General features: G+C 59.8%; 11 protein-coding genes and 1 pseudogene. 6 read left to right on the top strand and 6 right to left on the bottom strand.

Features of this window, described 5'->3' with window-relative positions; genetic code table 11:
- Positions 1-125: 125 nt before the first annotated feature.
- The gene (locus SB659_RS17225; RefSeq protein WP_410551216.1) at positions 126-1,562 is read right to left on the bottom strand and encodes a GntR family transcriptional regulator; all 1,437 of its coding nucleotides are present in this window, start codon (positions 1,560-1,562) and stop codon (positions 126-128) included.
- 683 nt (positions 1,563-2,245) lie between these two features.
- On the opposite strand from SB659_RS17225, the pseudogene SB659_RS17220 reads away from it, so the two are divergent.
- Positions 2,246-2,434: pseudogene (locus tag SB659_RS17220) on the top strand (rhodanese-like domain-containing protein); the annotation flags it as partial.
- Between the two features lie 82 nt (positions 2,435-2,516).
- Here the strand turns inward: SB659_RS17220 and SB659_RS17215 are convergent.
- Entirely contained in the window at positions 2,517-3,104 is a 588-nt protein-coding gene (locus tag SB659_RS17215) for a CGNR zinc finger domain-containing protein (RefSeq protein ID WP_410551215.1), read from the bottom strand.
- A 94-nt stretch (positions 3,105-3,198) separates the two neighbouring features.
- On the opposite strand from SB659_RS17215, the gene SB659_RS17210 reads away from it, so the two are divergent.
- From SB659_RS17210 to SB659_RS17200, 3 genes are all read left to right on the top strand, one after another.
- Positions 3,199-4,266 carry an LLM class flavin-dependent oxidoreductase gene (locus SB659_RS17210; protein WP_410551214.1) on the top strand — a complete coding sequence of 356 codons (1,068 nt, stop codon included), beginning with the start codon at positions 3,199-3,201 and terminating at the stop codon, positions 4,264-4,266.
- 564 nt (positions 4,267-4,830) lie between these two features.
- Positions 4,831-5,475: a TetR/AcrR family transcriptional regulator gene (locus SB659_RS17205; RefSeq protein ID WP_410551213.1), complete on the top strand. Its 645-nt coding sequence runs from the start codon at positions 4,831-4,833 to the stop codon at positions 5,473-5,475.
- Between the two features lie 437 nt (positions 5,476-5,912).
- Positions 5,913-6,416: a flavin reductase family protein gene (locus SB659_RS17200; protein ID WP_410551212.1), complete on the top strand. Its 504-nt coding sequence runs from the start codon at positions 5,913-5,915 to the stop codon at positions 6,414-6,416.
- A gap of 1,200 nt (positions 6,417-7,616) precedes the next feature.
- Here the strand turns inward: SB659_RS17200 and SB659_RS17195 are convergent.
- The 4 genes from SB659_RS17195 to SB659_RS17180 form a co-directional block, all read right to left on the bottom strand.
- On the bottom strand, positions 7,617-7,889 hold the full coding sequence (locus SB659_RS17195; RefSeq protein ID WP_410551211.1) for a hypothetical protein: 273 nt from the start codon (positions 7,887-7,889) through the stop codon (positions 7,617-7,619).
- 140 nt (positions 7,890-8,029) lie between these two features.
- Entirely contained in the window at positions 8,030-8,941 is a 912-nt protein-coding gene (gene pdxS / locus SB659_RS17190; protein ID WP_410551210.1) for a pyridoxal 5'-phosphate synthase lyase subunit PdxS, read from the bottom strand.
- Positions 8,942-9,734: 793 nt separating this feature from the next.
- Positions 9,735-11,189 carry a purine-cytosine permease family protein gene (locus tag SB659_RS17185; protein WP_410551209.1) on the bottom strand — a complete coding sequence of 485 codons (1,455 nt, stop codon included), beginning with the start codon at positions 11,187-11,189 and terminating at the stop codon, positions 9,735-9,737.
- A gap of 491 nt (positions 11,190-11,680) precedes the next feature.
- Positions 11,681-13,114, bottom strand: coding sequence for an aspartate aminotransferase family protein (locus tag SB659_RS17180; RefSeq protein WP_410551208.1), 1,434 nt, complete (start codon positions 13,112-13,114; stop codon positions 11,681-11,683).
- A gap of 1,232 nt (positions 13,115-14,346) precedes the next feature.
- On the opposite strand from SB659_RS17180, the gene SB659_RS17175 reads away from it, so the two are divergent.
- Complete coding sequence (locus SB659_RS17175; RefSeq protein ID WP_410551207.1) at positions 14,347-15,708, top strand: NAD-dependent succinate-semialdehyde dehydrogenase; 1,362 nt, start codon at positions 14,347-14,349, stop codon at positions 15,706-15,708.
- 508 nt (positions 15,709-16,216) lie between these two features.
- Complete coding sequence (ald, locus tag SB659_RS17170) at positions 16,217-17,332, top strand: alanine dehydrogenase (protein ID WP_410551206.1); 1,116 nt, start codon at positions 16,217-16,219, stop codon at positions 17,330-17,332.
- Positions 17,333-18,447: the final 1,115 nt, after the last annotated feature.

The following is an 18,447-nucleotide window of genomic DNA, read 5'->3' as shown; positions in this document are numbered from 1 at the left end:
CGCCTCGTGTGGTGAATGCGGCGCTCATTTACCTCTTTTCTGTGTATGCTTCACGGCCAGGCACAAAATGCGGACGGCAAGTTTGCACAACTTAAGGCGCTGTCTGCAGGACGGGGCTGCGGCGTTTAGGGTGCGCGGCCGGCGCTAGGGGCACCGATGAAGAGTCGCCACGGCATGGCGAGGATGTCTATCTGCTTCCCCGAGTATTGTCCGGGCGAGTAGGTGCCTCCCATGAAGCGGCCGGTGTTGGTTGCGATGATCGCATCCTGCTGGTCAATGAGGCACGTATTCGGGGGTAAGGCCCGAAGGTGAGGTTCGAGGTGGCTCTGGATTCCGCGGACGAGTACATCCGCAGCGACGATCCCAACCATTTCCTCCTCCACGAAAACGGCTTTGCTAAAGGTGACGACATTTTCGTTGCTCCCGTTGGCATCCAGGTACGCATGGCTGATATGGACGGCCCTGTCGCCATAGTGCTTAGGGCGCCACGCTACGGTTCCGATGTCATATAAGTCCAAGTCGACCACGAGCCGCTGAAGTGATTGGGGTCCCGTCGGAGCATGGCACCACGCATTGCCCGCATGGCTAAATGCGGTGTCAGACAGGAAGCCAGCTCCGTACAGCAGTGCGGCGTTCCCTTCAAGAATCCGCCGCGATACGTCGTAGATAGCGTCCAGGTCAGAGGTGCCAGCCTGACGCTTAGAGCCGAGTTGGACGTGTACTGCGTCTTCAATCGACCGGATCGAGGAGGAGGCCGTATCGGCCAGCAGCTTAGCGAAGGATTCGATCAACGCGACTTCGCGTTCTTCATTAGCGGGGTCAGGAAAAGATTCTTTCCGTGATGCATCCGCGCTCATGCGTAGGTCGAGTACCCGGTTCATGTCCGCACGGACATGATCTTCGGCCCGGGCCCGGGCCCGTGCTTTGTCACGGGACCGGATGGCCTCGACGATAGCGGCATGTTCTGATGCCGCGTTCGCGTATCCGGCAGGGGCTGCGCAGATCAGTGGCCCCATCTCGGCCTGCATCGCCATTTCCTCGCGCGTGAGCCGCAGGGAGCCTGAACTTGCGGCAAGCTCGATGTGGAACATGCTGTCGTCGCGGATCGCCTGCGCAGCATCCTGAGCCGACTCGATCTTCACCGCCATCGATGCCAGGCGCCCATGGGAAAGCCGCCCGCTTCGGTCCGCTGCGGCAGCGGCTGCCGATCCCGCCAGGAAGGCCCAGTAGTCGCGGATGTCTCGCAGGTCATCGAGGGAGTAGGTTATGAGAGATTCACGCTCGGCCTTGATGATGTCGTCGGTGCTGGCTTTAACGAAGCTTCCGCCGCCCTTGCCGCGCCGCGTCTCGAGCAAGCCGCGTCCGCGCAGTTCGGCCAACGCCGAGCGAAGGGTCAGGGTGGAGACGCCCATCTTGGCTGCAAGCTCGTTTTCGCTGGGCAGCTGGGTCCCGTCTTCAAGCACGCCGAGTTCAATGGCGTACCTGAGCCGCCTTCCCACCTCTTCCCCCCGATCAGAGGTGGCCAAGGGGGCGAACGCGAGCTGCTCTCTCCACGTGTTCATCGACGTGTCGCTCCTTCTCAGGGTTCCCCGGGTGTCCTATCTTCATTGTCTAACCTTTAATGTCAAATGTCTATTGACATGTAATGTTAAAGGTCTAAGCTTATAAGCAAGCGAGATGTACTTATCTGCATAAATCGGTTTTGAAAGGAATGATCGGCATGACACGTGAAGAAGCCTATGCAGTTTGCCCTTCAGACTCGTACGTGGAGTTCTACGTAGGCCAGTGGCTTATCGTCCCGCTCGCGCCAGTTGAGCAGCCCTCCTTCTTCACCTGTCTGCCCCGCAGCAGGCGGGGCGCCAACCGCCAGGTTGAACGTCTGAGCTGAGCGAACCGGCGCGGCCAGCAGGAGGAAACACTGAGGCGGTAATAACCAAGCGGTACGGCCCGGGTCTCGACAATTACGGGACGAGGCCTGCGTAGGTTGAACTTCTCAGCCTTGAATCCCGTAAGCTTTGGCCCGATCTAGACTGGCGGCATCGACTCCGGCCTGCTCGCCTGCGGCCCGAACGTCATCGTCCTCGCCCTCGCCAAGCCCCTACGGCCTGACGCCCTTCCGCTGTTGTTTCGCGGATGAGTGAGCGTTCAAATTTCACGAAGAGGCCCATAAAGGAGGAGCGGCGTGAGGTTGGGCGTGGGGGTCTTCGCGGTGAAGACGATGGCCTTCTTTGACCGACTACACTTCATCTCCGGCTCACACCAGCTCAGCGGCGGCCGCCTGATGTGGCACCTAAACCAGCTCCCCGCCGAGGGCACCATCGTCACCTACTGCCAGTCAGGGGTCCGGAACTCGGTCGCAGCCAGCGCCCTGCGCCGGGTGCGACTCGTCGAACTCAACGACAGTTACGCCGGCTGGGAGGTATGGCGGAACTCTGTTCCCGCAGCTAACCAGGCATCTCCTGACTCCGCCCGGGTCGTCACTCCTCGGGCTCGGGCAGACCTTGCACCCGCTTTAGTCACTCGACCGAAGCCTTGTCGTGCTTGCGGGCGTAGGCGCGGTTTGCTCTTTGTCTGGCGCCGCATCGTTCGGAGCACCATTGTCTCCTTGAGTGGGTTCGAAGCAGGAATCGGTCACACGGTGTGGATGCGCATTGGGCGAGCCGATGCGCATCCGGGCCGGTTAAGAGTGAAGCGGCATCCTCGGTGATCTTCGCCATCGCGTGATCGACGAGCTGGGTCATTGGATGGCTCGGAACCCGGGAGAACCCTTCGGAGGGGTCGTAACGCAGCGGCGCCGCGCTGGGCACCGCGATCAGAGCACGATTTATGCCCTTCAGGGACTTGGCGTCCGGCGCGACGCCCTTGGTGTGCGATTCCAGGACCTCCCGGAGGTGCCCCCTCAGATCCGTTAGTTGTAGCTGGCAATAGGCCAGCAGCCCGGTTCCTTCGGGTGCGAGTTCGTGCGCTACCAGCCAAGCGGTGGCATTTTCCGGGCTGTTTAGTTCATCGACCCGTTGCCCGCCGGGAAGAGTAACGATGCTGTTAGCCAGCGCCAGGCAGGGATGCTCGCTGTTTCCGGGAGCGGGAGGTAGAGGGACCTTCATGCTAATCACGGTATCAGTTGAAATTTGGCGTGAGAATGGCCTAGTGTTAACCTCACGCCAAAAGCAAGGTTTTTCCGTTATAGTGAGGTTTTCCATGAATAGTTCGCGCTCTAGCGGCACCGCCCCGTTTGTTCTGTCGGTGCTCGACAACGCCTTTACCGGTGTCGGCCACTCGGTACAGGAAACCTACGATGAGATCATCAAGCTTGCGCAGCTGGCCGACCGTCGCGGCTTCCAACGGTTCTGGATGTCCGAGCACCATGCAATGCCTGGCGCCTCCATACCTTCCCCGCAGCTGATGGTGGCGCTGCTCACCGGCGAGACCGAGCGCATCAGGCTCGGAGCGGGCGGAATCATGTTGCCGAACCACGTGCCGCTGGTCGTCGCCGAACAAATCGGCATGCTCGACGCGCTGGCCCCTGGACGGATCGATCTCGGGTTGGGACGGGCTCCCGGCACAGACGGAGCAACCGCGTCAGCCCTGCGCCGTCACCACACAGCGAACGACGAATTCCCCGAGCAAATAGCAGAACTGCTCGGCTTTCTGGGCAACGACTTCCCCCAAGATCACCCCTACCGCGACGTGCATGCCGTGCCCGGACCCTGGCAGGCAGAGCAGAACCGCATCCGGCAGCCCGAGACCAGCGCTGATATCTGGATTTTGGGGTCGTCGATCTATTCCGCGCAGATTGCAGCCCGACTCGGTCGACCATATGCTTTCGCCCTTCAGTTCGGCAGCGCCGACGTTCTCAACGCCATGCGGATCTACCGCCAAAGATTCCGCCCATCGCCCTTCCTTCAGGAACCGTACAGCCTGGTCAGCATTGGGGCGATCGCAGACGAAGATCCCGCTGAGGCACGGCGTCAATCAACGTCCACCGCGATGGCAATGTTAAGGATGTTCCAACGCAAGTCCTTCTCACTGCTTCCGCCCGAGGAAGTAGAGGCCTATCAAGCCAACAGTCAGGAGCGACAGGTCATTGAGGACTACACCAATCAGGCTCTTCATGGAACCGCTGCCGACGTGGCGGCTGGCTTGGAGGAACTTCACGACCAGACAGGTGCCGACGAGGTGATGCTGGTTGCCCAGGGATACTCGCGCAGCGCTCAAGCACAGACCTTGGAACTGATTGCAGATCACTACGGCATGCCCACTGGCTAACGGCAACATCCCAACAATCTTTTGGGGAAAGAGCGTCGCCCAGCATGACACGTGAAAAAGCCTAGGCAGTTAACCCTTCAGACTCGTACGTGGAGTTCTACGGAGGCCAGTGGCTTGTCATCCCACTCGCGCGGGTTGAGGGGCCCTCCTTCTTCACCTGCCTGCCCCGGAGCGAGCGGACATCAACCGCCAAATTGGACGGACGACATGAGCGAACCGGCGCGGCCCGTCAGCAGGAAACATAAGGCCAGCCACTACACTAAACGGCCTGGCTACCCACTTGCCATCCCCTGACGGTTTCGACACCTCTGAGCAAGGCTTGGGTTCCCCTGCCCGTTCCTGCGGCATCACTCCTTTGGCGCCTTACCCATTCGCACGGTGTTTCACGCGTTCCGCAGCGGGGCTGCCACAGGTCGCCGGTCGATCAGAATAATTCCTGGATCCTGTCGTTCGGGCAACTGATGGCGGCTGAGCGTCGCAAACGAGCTGTACGTGCTCGAAAATCTGCAGCCTGCCACCGTGGCCCCCGCGCCGCTATTTAACAAGGGCTGGTAAATTGCAGTTGTGTCCATTACAACTGACGGCCCCCTGACCCTGCGTGAGCGGAAGAAGCGCCAGACCATGGAAAGCGTCTTGGCGGTCGCGCGCGAAATGCTCTCCGAAAAGGAGTACGACAGCATTACGACCAAGGAACTGGCCGCCAGGGCCGGTATCGGCGAGGCAACGCTTTTCCGCTATGTGCTCAACAAGAAGAACCTCTTCCTCCTCATCTACGAAGAGTTCTTCAACGACGTGCTGCAAGCTTGCCTGGACGAGGACGCCAAAGACACCACCGAACACGGCACGGCCGAATACTACATCGGCCGGATCACAACGATGTACACATCCCTCGCCGGACTCTACAAGCGTGACCCCGACAGCGGGTATGTATACGTGCGTGACTCCTTCAGCCCCGAAGACTTCGGCCAACGCGGCTTGGAACAGGGCGACCGCTGGCACGACCTGGTCGAAAATGTCATCCGCAGAGGCCAGGACGCCGGCGTACTCCGACCATCGCCGCCACGCCTCATCGCCCAAAACGTCCATGCCATCTACGTTCACGAAGTGCTTGCCACACACGCCCGCCGCCACGACCCCAAAACAATAGACGCCAGGCTCGCCCGCCGCTTAACAGCCCTGCTTGAACCCCTGAACCTAACTGCAGCGTAGTAGGAAACCTCCTTACTGACATGTCAGGGGGGCGTAAACACTGCTTGGTTGGGCTTCGGCCCGGTGTCGGTCCTGGACGGCTAATGTCACTTGCCGCGGAACCTGGCGCAGCCCGCTGCTACGCCTGAAATTTTGCCGTCGCCAAACGCATGGGTCCCCCTTCGCGCGCCCAGGATAGCTCATGATCTCAGTTCCAGCGGCTTCGAAGAAATAATGGTCGTCGTATGGTCGCAGTTGAAGTGGATTGGTTGGTCATTCCTTGTCCGTCATGAGGTGCGTTCCCAGACGTCACAAGCCCTCACTTCGTGCACTGTCATCGCCCTCCCCGCGCCAGATTCTTACCAGGCACCCTTGTGTCCCCTCGCGTAAAGTGCTCTAATGAAAGTGCACTCCGAACGAAGTTCACTTTCATTATCTCAAGGGACCAAAGGAACGCCATGACTACACTCGCCGTCACTGAATCATTGGACCTCAAAGAGGTCTTCTCAAAGTTTCCAACTGGGGTTGCTGCAATCAGCGCGATGGTACGAGGAGTTCCAAAGGGCCTTGTTGCCTCCTCGTTTACGGTAGGAGTCTCCATGGACCCACCCCTCGTTTCCTTTTCGGCTCAACACACGTCCACTACGTGGCCTGTTCTCCGTAATGCCGAAAGGATCGGTGTCTCCATCTTGGGATCGCAGCAGCAGCAGACATGCCTCAGAATGGCATCGCGCAGGCCCGACAAGTTCGACGACATCCTTCACAACGTCAACGATCAGGGAGCCATTATTATCCCGGGCTGTTCGCTATGGCTGGAATGCTCCGTCTTTGCCGAACTTCCCGCCGGAGATCATTCGGTGATACTCCTCAAAGTGGAATCTGCCCACGCCTATTCTGACAACAGCCCCATCATTCTCCACGACTCCCTGTTCAAGTTCTTGGAAGCCCCGATCGCAGTTTAAGCCCTGGCTCTTCGAAAATGCTGGCGTCGAACGGTCATGCCACATCGCGGCGCCCGCGAATGTCACATTACTGCGACGCTTGCGAGGCATCCGGTCCGGGTGAGTTTCGCCGAAAGGGGCGGGAAGCCCTTCGCCTCATTCCGTTGTGAAGGACATCGTGGCGTGTACCAACAGCGCAGGGGGACCGCCTGTGGAAATGTCCGCGCCCGAACAATCCCCTTACTGTCTGCCGACGTATCCTCGGCGTGTAACTGTTTTCCTTCATCTGGTGGCAACTTCGGCCACCTGGCACCTGCAGCGCCGGCGCCGGTCCACAAGCAGGATGCCCGGCCACAGTTATATAGTTGGGGGCTCTTTCATGGTTCATGGGGAAGGGATCCCAGAGATGAACCTCAAGCCGCGCCGTCCGGGCGGGACGTCGTGAGAGATGGTTTTGTAATTGCCTGTGTAGTGGTGCCCGCGCGCAGTGAGTTTGATGTCCTTGATGGCGCTGCGTTGACCTCGACCTTGCCCATCGTAGCGCCGGTAATGATGAGCACCCCGGTCTCCTTCCACCCCGGCAGATGGTGCGGTAGAGCCTGTTTGTTTCCGGCCGTGCTGCTTTCTTCACGAGTTTCTCGATTTCTTTTTCGCAGCCGCAGCGCCTTCCAAAGAGCCGGTGGCAGCAGGTCCCTGAGATGTTCCGTGATCTGCCAGACGGCCCGGAGGATGCCCTTCGGATCGTCAAGCGTGAGTACATCGTCCAGGCGGAGGGCAGCCCCACAAGCTGAAGTTGTCACCGCCGCTCAGCAGGAGCGTGAGGCGGGCTATGCCCTTCTCGATGGCTGGCCGTGGAGGAACCGATAGCGATGACCTCCACGCCAGTCGCCGTGCCAGCGGGCGAGCGAAGATCCATTGTCAGGTGCCTAGTGATCCCGACCGTTGACCACGCCAAGGACCTGCCTGGCGTCCAGAAGGCACGATGGTTGTCATCCATGGTCCGAACCGGGTCCACCCCTACATTCACGGGTCTTGGAAGTAGGGCATCGACCGGTCCGTTGGCGGAGTGACTGCCAGCTGGACACCGGCACATCCTGAATCACCTGAAGCAACACCAGGTTCTCCATAATCGGCAAAGGATTTCACTACCGAGTGAGGCCAGGTTGCCATGTGCAACCCCGGCACTCACTCCTCAGGACAGCACTGATGGTTGGTTCCGATCTAGGCCTGGACCCACAGTTCCATGCCGTTGTCCTTATGGAAAAAGGATCTCGTGGTCACGCCGTTAGCGGCTATCCATATCCCAGACCCGTCCGGCATTTCAGACTCGAGAACCCCTCGTCGAACCAAAGTCTCACCACTACGGATTTCAACGACGTCGCCTATGCGGCAGGCCCGCCATTCATCTGCAAGCCGGAGGGGATCGGCAATAGGTTGCGGTGAATGAACTGATGCGGGGTCGTCCATGCTGGAACGACCAAGGGAATGGCTCATGGTGCAGTCCTAGGTAGGGGAAAAACTGAATGGACGGTGAAAGCGTCGGCAGTACTTGTGGCCGATGGTGCACCGGTGTCCGGGCAAGTAGTGGGGATTCGTACTCTTGAATTTTCTGGTATCTGCGCTGCTGGTCGTATCTACCAGCCGCGCTCGGCGAGGCGGTGCGGCTGTGGGATTTCGTCGACGTTGATGCCCACCATGGCTTCGCCCAGGCCGCGGGAGACCTTGGCGATGACGTCGGGGTCGTCGTAGAAGGTGGTGGCGTTGACGACGGCGGCGGCGCGCTGGGCGGGGTTGCCGGACTTGAAGATACCGGAGCCGACGAACACACCATCGGCGCCGAGCTGCATCATCATCGCCGCATCAGCCGGGGTCGCGATCCCACCGGCGGTGAACAAAACCACCGGGAGCTTGCCCGTGGCCGCGATTTCCTTCACGAGCTCGTACGGGGCCTGGAGTTCCTTGGCCGCAACGTACAGCTCGTCCTCGGGCAGGGCGGCGAGCTTGGCGATCTCCGCACGGATCTTCCGCATGTGCCCGGTGGCGTTGGAAACATCCCCGGTACCGGCCTCGCCCTTGGAGCGGATCATCGCCGCACCCTCGTTGATGCGGCGCAGCGCCTCACCGAGGTTGGTGGCACCACAGACGAAAGGAACGGTGAAGTTCCACTTGTCGATGTGGTTCACGTAGTCAGCCGGGGTCAGGACCTCGGACTCGTCAATGTAGTCCACGCCCAGGGACTGCAGGACCTGGGCCTCGACGAAGTGGCCGATGCGGGCCTTGGCCATGACCGGGATCGACACGGCGTCGATGATCGCCTCGATCATGTCCGGATCGGACATCCGGGACACGCCGCCCTGGGCGCGGATGTCGGCAGGGACACGCTCAAGCGCCATGACCGCCACAGCACCGGCGTCCTCAGCGATGCGGGCCTGCTCGACGTTGACGACGTCCATGATGACGCCGCCCTTGAGCATCTCGGCCATACCGCGCTTCACACGGCTGCTGCCCGTGACGGATGTAAGGCCAGTATCTTCGCTGCTGTACACCGATAATTCCTCATGTTCTAGAGACCGAATGCCTGACTAGACATGTCCGATCGTTTGCTGGATGAAATGGACCTGCAACAGAAGGCCTGCGCCGGGAAGTGGAACCTGCCTGGTGCCCTGTCCTTTACTGCTGGAAGCGATTCGCGCTCAGCCGTTCCCAGAGAGGCAAACCCCACTAACTTTGTCACCCTTGGCGGGCTCGGGCGCAGCCGGCATTGCGCGCGAGCCTGCTTCGGATTTACGCACAAGCCTGTGTTGCGAGCGGAGTTATTCTAGGTTTACCTGCCGAACTGCCGTGTACCCGGAAGGGGTGAGCCCGCGGCGGCCTTCAGGCCTGGAGGGCGGCCAGAGGGGATTCGGCTTCTTCGAGCACTCCGTTTACCCTGTCTGCCTGCCCGTCGATTTCGTCGCGTACTCAGCAGGGCAGTGGTAGATCAGCGGGCCGCCTCCTTGCTGATCTACCACTGCCCTGCTGAGTACGCCTGCGGACAGCACCGCCGGGGCCAGGTGATTTGCCACAAAAGCGGCAGCATCGATAGGGCCGTCCCAAGAGCGCTTTTCCTTGTCCGTGGGTAGCTCGAGGGTTCAGTGATAGCCAGCACCCCGAACGTCTCCGACGAGGCCAAGCGAGCCCAGCTCCTCCATTCGGGCTTGGAATTACTCTTCGTGCCAACTCCCCGCAGTTGGCCTTCAGAAATGTCCCGGTGCACGGCCTCCCTCCCGGAAAAGGAAACCATCCCTAGACATCACGAGGCAGGCTGCGGCCACGACGAACTGCTACCGACCCGCGCTGCTAGTGGACTGGAGTGACCAAGCCTTCAGATTCCGTTTCAACGATACGCCTTTCGGCTTCCAGGTCCAGGTTCCGGCAGAAGGCCAGATATAGCAGGCCAGCGACTGGAAGGCCGATAAATATCGAGTAATCGACTCCTTCGAGGGCAGCGGCAATGAATCCGGTGAACGGTAAGGTGACCATGAAGGGCACCATGACGGCGAGGGTGATTCCGTACGCGAGCTGGCCTCGCCAGCCCCAGCGACCGTAGATGCCGTCGGGTCGGAAGATCTCCCTGATGGAGTACACGCCGCGTCGGACAAAGAAGTAGTCGACGAGGTTGATCGCGGTCCAGGGTGTGAACAGGTAGGCCAGGAAGATCAGGACGTTGCCATAGAAGGCGTTGAAACGGTCGATGCCGACGAACTGGGCGATTGCCCAAACCGCCACGAACATGATCCCGATGCCGATTGCGCGGATCCGTCGGGTTGGCCTCACTGGTTTGAAAGAGTCACGGATGGAGATCATCGACATCATGCCGCCGTACTGGTTGATCGCCATGACTGACAGCAGCCCGAAGAGCAGGCCGAGGACTACGATCCCGCCGAGCCCACCGAAAAGGCTGTCGGCGGCTTCCTTGAAGGCGAGAACGGGGGTGGCGTCCGGGCCCGCAGCGGCGTAGGTAACCGCGCCGACAACGAAGACCCAGATCGCAGACAGGCCGCTGGGCAGGTAGGTCCACCAGAACGTTGCGCGAACGCCGACCCGCGCCGGCAGGTAGCGGGAGTAGTCCGAAACATAGGGCGCCCACCCGAGTTGGAAACCAGCCACGATGACGAACACGGTCATAAACGGGGCCATCTTGAACTCACCAAGTGCTAAGGCCCCGGACGGCAAGGCGGAATTGTGCAGTGCGGCAACCGTCAGCAGCACCATGATGACGATGAGGGGCCAGGTGAGCCAGCGGTTTATCCGATGAATCCACTGGTAACCGTACAGCGCGATCACAGCGGCGACGCTGGCGGCCAAGAAGTAGCCCACACTGGCGTCGACGTTAAACAGGGTGTGCATCGCGTCTCCGGCGAGGAGCGCGTCCGAAGTGTTGTAGGCGACGTAATTGACGAGAGCGAAGATACACACGGTGATCGCCGCTCCGAAGTAACCGAACTGAGGCCGCGACTGAACCAGCTGGGGCAGCCCCAGCTGGGGCCCCTGAGCGGAGTGGAACGCCATGAAGAACGTCCCGAACAGCGACCCCAACACAGTCGCGATCACCGTCCATATAAGGCCCGCGCCGATGCTTAGCGCCGCAATCCCAGTGGCCATCGAGGTCAAATTGATGTTTGCGACGAACCAAATCGCGCCCAGGTGCAAAACCTTCCCCCGTCGCTCGGATTCGGGTACCCAGTCGATGGAGTGCACTTCGATCCCGGAGGGTTTAGCCCGTCCGTCAAATTGGTCCTCTGGCTGAATCATGGGTTCTCCTTCGAATTCAGGGGGTCGCCCGGCTGCGATCCTCTGTGGTAGCGCGGCTCAATGGTGCCACGTTCGGTTGGCCGGCGAACCAAGTCCTGCGGATTTCGATCTCCGTGATTTGGTACCGGCAGTGTCCTCGGATGCGACATAGCCACACGAGGTCATACTCTTGCCGGGCTGATCAAGCCCCAGCGGTTTTCGGATAATGTCCGATAGGCGACGCCGTCCGTGTAGGCAGCGACGGAAGACTCTCGTCCACCCGCTGGAAATCCCTCTCTCGGTGGGGACCCCGGCGCGTCGCTGCCGAAAGATCCATGGACATCGACCCGCAGGAGGGAAGGACGCTGTCGCCCTGTGCGGCTGGCCCCTCAGGCGATGGTCAGCGGGTTCATGGCGTCGAGGGCATAGACCCCCAACGGTTCAAATTTGGTTACGACGGAGGGGCGCCGAGACGTTCGGTGTCTTTACCCCGGCACGAGTAACACCCAAGATCAGGAGTCATTACTTCCAAGGACGGCGCAGGCTTCCTCAAGCACACCCGTGACCCTGGACACCAGCCAGTCGATTTCGTCGCGGCTGATGATAAGGGGCGGGGAGAACTGGATCAGCGGGCCACCTCCCTGCTGATCTACCGCTGCCCTGCAGAGTACGCCTGCGGACAGCAGCGCCGGGGCCAGGTGATTTGCCACAAAAGCGGCAGCATCGATAGGGCCGTCCCAGGAGCGCTTTTCCTTGTCCGTGGCCAGTTCGAGTGTCCAGTGATAACCAGCACCCCGAACGTCTCCGACGAGGCCAAGCGAGCCCAGCTCCTCCATCCGGGCTCGGAAGTAGTCTTCGTTGTGTCGGACACTACCCAGAACATCTTCGCGTTCCATGATGGCCAAGTTGGCCAAGCCGGCGGCGCAGGCTGTTGGGTTTCCCCCGTATGTGAGGCCATGCATGTAGATTCCTGCAGGACCATTCAGCACTGTGTCGACAACATCGCTGCTGGCGATCATTGCACCGAGGGGGACGTAAGCAGAAGATATTCCCTTGGCGCAGGTGATGATGTCTGGCTTGATGCCAAAACGCGTAGAGCCGAACCATTCCCCGAGTCGTCCAAACCCTGTAATCACTTCGTCCGCAACCAAGAGAATGCCGTATTTATCGCAGATAGCACGTACACCTTCGCCGTATCCGCGCGGAGGTGTTACCGAACCGGCCGCGTTTTGCAGCGGTTCGATGAAGATACCAGCAACGGTGTCGGGTCCTTCGTGGTGGATCAATTCCTCAAGCTCATGGAGCAGGAAGCTCGTGAACTGCTCTTCGGTTTCGTTAATGGGGCGCCGGTATCGGTTCGTATTTGAGAAATGGCGAGCCCCGTACATGAGCGGTTCGAACGGCTTCCTGAAGTTTGTCAGGCCGTTGATGGACAAAGCCGCAAAGGATGTGCCGTGGTATGCATTCCTCCTGGCCAGGAATTTTATCCGGGAACCTTCGCCCTTGGCCTGATGGTACTGGCGAATCAGTTTGATGGCAGCTTCGTTGCTTTCGGCCCCGCCGGATGTCAGAAAAACCCGGTCCAAGCCGTCGGGTGCGAGCTCTGCGACCTTTGCGGCAAGCCGGACTGCTGGGGGATGGGCGTAGCCCCAGTTGGAGTAGTACGGCAGGTCCGACATCTGTGCTTTGACGGCGTCCCCGATCTCCTCACCGTGGCTGTAGCCAATCTGGACACAGTACAAGCCGGCGAGTGCGTCGAGGTATCGGGTGCCCTTTTCGTCCTCCAGCCAGCATCCCTCACCTTTGACCATAATGGTAGGAGGGGCCTCCGTGTAGGTGCGGGCACCGGTGAAATGCATCAGGAGGTGCTTTTGGGCAAGATCCTGTAGTTCCGAGGACTCCCGAGCCGCTGCTGACGTCTCAGGTGCAATCGTTTCGGTTGGCATTGACATAATAGTTCTCTCTTTCTGAGAGACACCGGCCTGCCCGTACAAAAGTAGCAAGCAGGCGCGTGTCCCATAGGATAAAGGTCCAAGGAAGAGCCTTGGGCTAGAAAGCTTTGGGGTCCAAGGAAGGTCCAAGGAAGAGCCGTAGGCTAGAAAACTTTCGGGTCCAAGGAAGAGCCGTAGGCTGGAAAACTTACTTTGAGCGTACACTCCGATCGAAGCGTGCAATCAGTAAAGCATGGCAACCCTGCCTGTGTGAAGTGGAACACGAAAATTTCCTTGTTGTGTCACAGGTCGCACGACTGGCACCCTCTTCCCCGCGCTCTGAACCTTCCTTTCGCTGGGCATGCAATGGGTAGTTCCGCTGCAAGACGAGTAAGGGGACCGGCTCCTTGCAAGGGGATCGATCGGGGGCCGACCGGGGTTTCCTCTTTGCGGGCTGCCGGCTTGCCTTTCCCCGCGCCCCGGATATTCTGCCGGCCAGGCGGATAGCCGCAATGCCGACACGCCTATACGTATTGCCTGAGCAGCAACCCAACGACCCTCTTCCTGGGGGCGGATTCGGGATTCATGCTTCAAGTCCGCATGCCGGCCCCGAGGAACTCCCGATGTCATCCTTCGGCTAGCAGTTGGTCCCGCCCTGCACCAGCAAAAGCGACGCCACCAGCTCCAGGAACAATGCATACAGACGTCCCCGCGACAAAGCCGAAGCTAGGGTTTCATGCCATTTCAAGCAAGACTTAACCGAGACGGCTGCCAGCGGGTGTCCGGGTTGCGACATGCATACATGTCCGCTTGGCGATGGGGAATAAAACGCTCCGCGGCGGCAAACGGCGCCTACTGTCACTCCCGCGTGGCAGCCGGGTAGCACCCCGGGTCGCAGCAGGACGCCATGAATGGCCCTGTCTTCTACCTGCCGCCATAGCCGAGAAGTGTCACATGGGAACCAGCTGCTTCCCTGACGCAGGAGGCTTCGCTTGGAACTCTTCTTCATGGGCGAAGGGAGAGTTCGAGCCAGCTGCGCAATGCCGTCAGTTAAAGTAGGGGAGCGATGTCACCGTTTTTAAGATCGGAAAACCGCCGCTTGTGCCGCGCGTCACCAACGTGCTCTACTAAGGAGTGAGCTCCTAACGGAGTACACTTTCATTTGGCAGGCTGGTGAGTTATCTTTACTGGCACTGCCTAGGTAACGTCTAGCGTCCCTTCATGGGGCGCTCAGGATGGAGTCGGAGATGTACCAGATCGTTAATCCTGCAACGGGTTTGCTAGTAGAAGAGTTTCCAGCTGCAACTGACGAGCAGGTGGGCGAAGCGATTACCCGCTCACATGAGGCATACCGGTTGTGGCGGGGTCGCCCGGTCGAAGAACGGGTCTTGGCTGTAAAGCGTGCCGGCGAGCTTTTCCGCGAGCGGAGTGAGGAACTTGCCGTCATCATTGCTCAAGAGATGGGCAAAAGGATTGATGAGGGCAGGGGCGAAGTCCAGCTATCTGCTGACATCTTCGCCTACTACGCCGAGAGTGGGCCAGCGCTGATCGCGGACGAACCGCTGGACATCCGGGGCGGCAAAGCGCTGATACAAAAGCGGCCCGTTGGTTCTGTGATCGGTGTTATGCCGTGGAACTATCCGTACTATCAAGTCGCCCGATTTGCTGCGCCAAATTTGGTTTTAGGCAACACCATCCTGCTCAAGCATGCGCCCAACTGCCCCCGCTCAGCTGCAGCAATCGAGCAGCTCCTCCACGATGCCGGCGTTCCTGAAGATGCCTACATCAACCTCTACGCGACGAACGAACAAATTGCCTGGATGCTCGCCGATGAGCGCATCCAGGGCATCTCTCTCACGGGAAGTGAACGGGCTGGCTCGGCAGTGGCTGCCACAGCGGGACGCCATCTGAAAAAGTGCGTTCTGGAACTGGGCGGATCAGACCCATTGATCGTGCTCGATTCTGCCGACTTGGACAAGACTGTTGAAACAGTTGTTAACGCGCGGATGTATAACAACGGGCAAGCCTGCAACTCTCCCAAGCGAATCATTGTCTTGGACGACCTGTATGAAAAGTTCATCGACAAAGTCGCCGCGCGCATGTCCCAGTTCAAGCCAGGTGATCCTCGCGATCCGCAGACAACGCTCGCCCCGCTCTCGTCTCAGCGAGCCGCCGACGAGCTGATCGAGCAAATCCAGGACGCGGTCGAAAAAGGAGCTTCTCTGCTCAGCGGCGGGAAGCATATTGACCTCCCCGGCGCTTTTGTCGAGCCGGCGGTCCTGACCGGAGTGACACAGGAGATGCGCGCGTACTCTGAGGAGCTCTTCGGCCCGGCCATTGTGATCTACCGGGCCGCTACCGAGGAGGAAGCTATTGCCTTGGCCAACGACTCAGTTTATGGCCTCGGCGCTAGCGTTTTCAGTGCAGATCCTGCGCGGGCCCAGCGGGTGGGTGACCAGCTTGAGTCAGGAATGGTCACAATCAACACGCCGCCGGGTTCGCTGCCTGACCTGCCTTTCGGAGGTATTAAGCGCTCAGGTATTGGCCGCGAACTCGGCGCCCTTGGTATTGAAGAGTTCATGAACAAGAGAGCCGTCCAGTTGGCTTAAGGTGCTCATTGTCAGGAGCCGACGAAAGAGTCCACGAGGCCGCGGAGGGCCAATACGCAGTACCTTGCAGCCCCCTGCTGCTTCTGTCGTCGCACTCTTTTTACATGGCTCGAACGGGTGGAAGCTGTGCATGAGGGGCGCCGTCCGGAAGTGGGTGTGGAATCCTCTGGCTGCGCCCCACAAGCTCGGCGTGCCAGGCAACTAGGCCACGTCGACTAACGCCAATCCGGGGCTCATCCAGCTTCAAGTAAAACGGATCGACTCCCACGATCTAGAAACAACTTGCATTTGGCAGGACACGCAGAGAAGCAATTCTGACCAAAATCTGCCAGCACTTGGTTCGGCATCTCCCTTGGCTGGACTTTGACCGTTCGACTGTTTGACCAACTCAAGTCGAACCTCGATTGATTCGGCGCTGATATCAGAAATTGCGCAGTTGAAGGCGAGGGCCCTACCCCTTGCTACCTCAACCCCTTTGAATCCCCCTTTTATTTAGAAGGTAATTAAAATGATCGTCTCTATTCCTAAAGAAATTAAGAACAACGAGTTTCGCGTAGCAATCACGGCGGCAGGCGTGCACGAATTGAAGGCCAACGGTCATCACATACTCATCGAGTCTGGTGCCGGAGGGGGTTCAGGCATCAGCGATCAGGAGTACATGCTCGCTGGTGCGGAAATCGTTCAGAATGTGGACGAGTTGTGGGCAAGGGCGGATATGGTCTTGAAAGTCAAGGAACCGATTTCCTCTGAATACCGTCACTTCCGTGAGGGGTTAACGCTCTTTACTTACTTGCATCTTGCAGCCGAGCCAGCTCTTACGGAAGCGTTGCTGTCGGCGGGTGTTACGGCCATCGCCTATGAAACAGTTCAAGCAGGGCGTTTCCTGCCGCTTCTGGCTCCAATGAGTGAAGTGGCGGGCCGGCTCGCGGTAACTGTTGGCGCGAACTCCCTGATGGCTCCTGCTGGAGGGAAGGGCGTGCTTCTGGGTGGGGTTCCGGGCGTGCGCGCGGCGAAAGTCACAATCCTGGGCGCCGGTGTTGCCGGGACCAACGCTGCTGCGATGGCAGTCGGTCTCGGTGCAGACGTTTCCATCCTCGACATCAATGTCGCGCGCCTAAGAGAACTCGATGCCCAGTACGCGGGTCGCCTAAAGACCATCGCCTCGAACAGCCTCGAAATCGAACGCTCCGTGACTGAAGCGGACCTTGTGATTGGTTCCGTGCTCATTCCTGGTGCTAAGGCTCCCAAGCTGGTTAGCAATGATTTGGTGTCTCGAATGAAGCCAGGAAGTGTCCTTGTGGACATTGCTGTAGATCAGGGGGGCTGCTTCGAGGATACTCGACCGACTACGCACGAAAACCCAACATTCCGAGTGCACAACACCGTGTTCTATTGCGTTGCCAACATGCCGGGAGCGGTTCCTAGCACCTCCACCTACGCACTAACCAACGTCACCCTGCCTTATGCTCTCGCTTTGGCGAACCTAGGGGTCAAGAAGGCCCTCGAAAAGGACACCGCGCTGGCCGCCGGGCTCAATATCGCTGGAGGCAAGGTCACAAATAAATCAGTCAGTGACGCTCACGGGCTTGAGCTAGCTACCTGGTCGGATCTCGTAAGCGCTTGACTCTCCCCGTGGGGCCGTCATTGGTGACGGCTGTTTTCCCTACTCGCTGTTCTCGGTGATCGCGGACTGGGCCGCCGGGAGGTCCACGATGGCCTTGTTGCCGGCGTAGATCGCGATCAGCGCGGAAACGGCGAGGTTGCTCGCCGACCGCGGGTAGCTCCGTGATGCTTGGTGGATCGCGGCGACGGCGTCGTCGGAGAACAGGGTGTCGGATCTGCCGGCGAATTTGCAGCCACCAGCGCGGCCGCATCGGCGCCGCGTGCAGCCAGCCCGGCTTCGAGCAGCACGTGCGTGGCCGCCAACCGGTGCATCGTCCGCGTCGCGGACGGTGGCGCTTCACGAACCGGTCTGCCCCGGCTCCATGGCGGATCAGTCGCAGCCGCGCCCACCCCCAGGGGGCAGCCTCCCCGTGCACCCCGGACAGGCCAACCGCCAGCCAGATCCGACTCGACAGAAAGAGCCTTAATGACTTACCAGTGAGCATCAGCGCGGCGTTTACGCGTCAGAGCGGGCCGGCGTGGACCTTCGAAACTCCCACGCCGGCCGTTCGCCTTATCCGGACATCGTCAGCCTGACGCCGCCAACGGTACTAAATCAAGACACCACGGGAAAAACCTGCATCGTCACCGGCAAAGACGCTCCCGCCGTCAGACACTGCGAGGCGTAACAGGTGGGCGGCCGACGCCGGTCGGGACTGTCTGAACAACGGTGGTGCGCCACGAGGCGCGCGTGTAATTCGAATGGCGGTGGAAGGCCTCCGTCGGCTGCTAATCGTAGTTGCTGGCTGAAGCTCCGGTGAGCGAGACGAGAAGGTCTACGCGAGGAACCGGTGTTGTTACGCCTCTTGAATTTAGGCCTGCTCAAATCAAGGGAATAGGGGCAGCTGAGGGGTGCGTACCCGCTGGTCAATGCGCCGTCGGGGAACTTTCGGTTCGGTCTCACCTGCTGGGACCGGGAGATCACGGTGAAGGTCTACGGCGTAGCCGTGAGGAGGCCGCAGGGGTAAAGCCGGGTGCCTAACTCGTTGATCGAATGGGACTGCTGCACGGATAGGTGACAGTGGTTAGTCACGCTGCCAGTGTGGCCTGCGTGTTCATGATGGACTCGTATTCGAT

This window comes from Arthrobacter sp. SIMBA_036 (assembly GCF_046535135.1).
Classification (GTDB): Bacteria; Actinomycetota; Actinomycetes; order Actinomycetales; family Micrococcaceae; genus Arthrobacter.
Note: the sequence above shows the minus strand (reverse complement) of the source record. Positions and strands in the feature narration are given on the sequence as shown.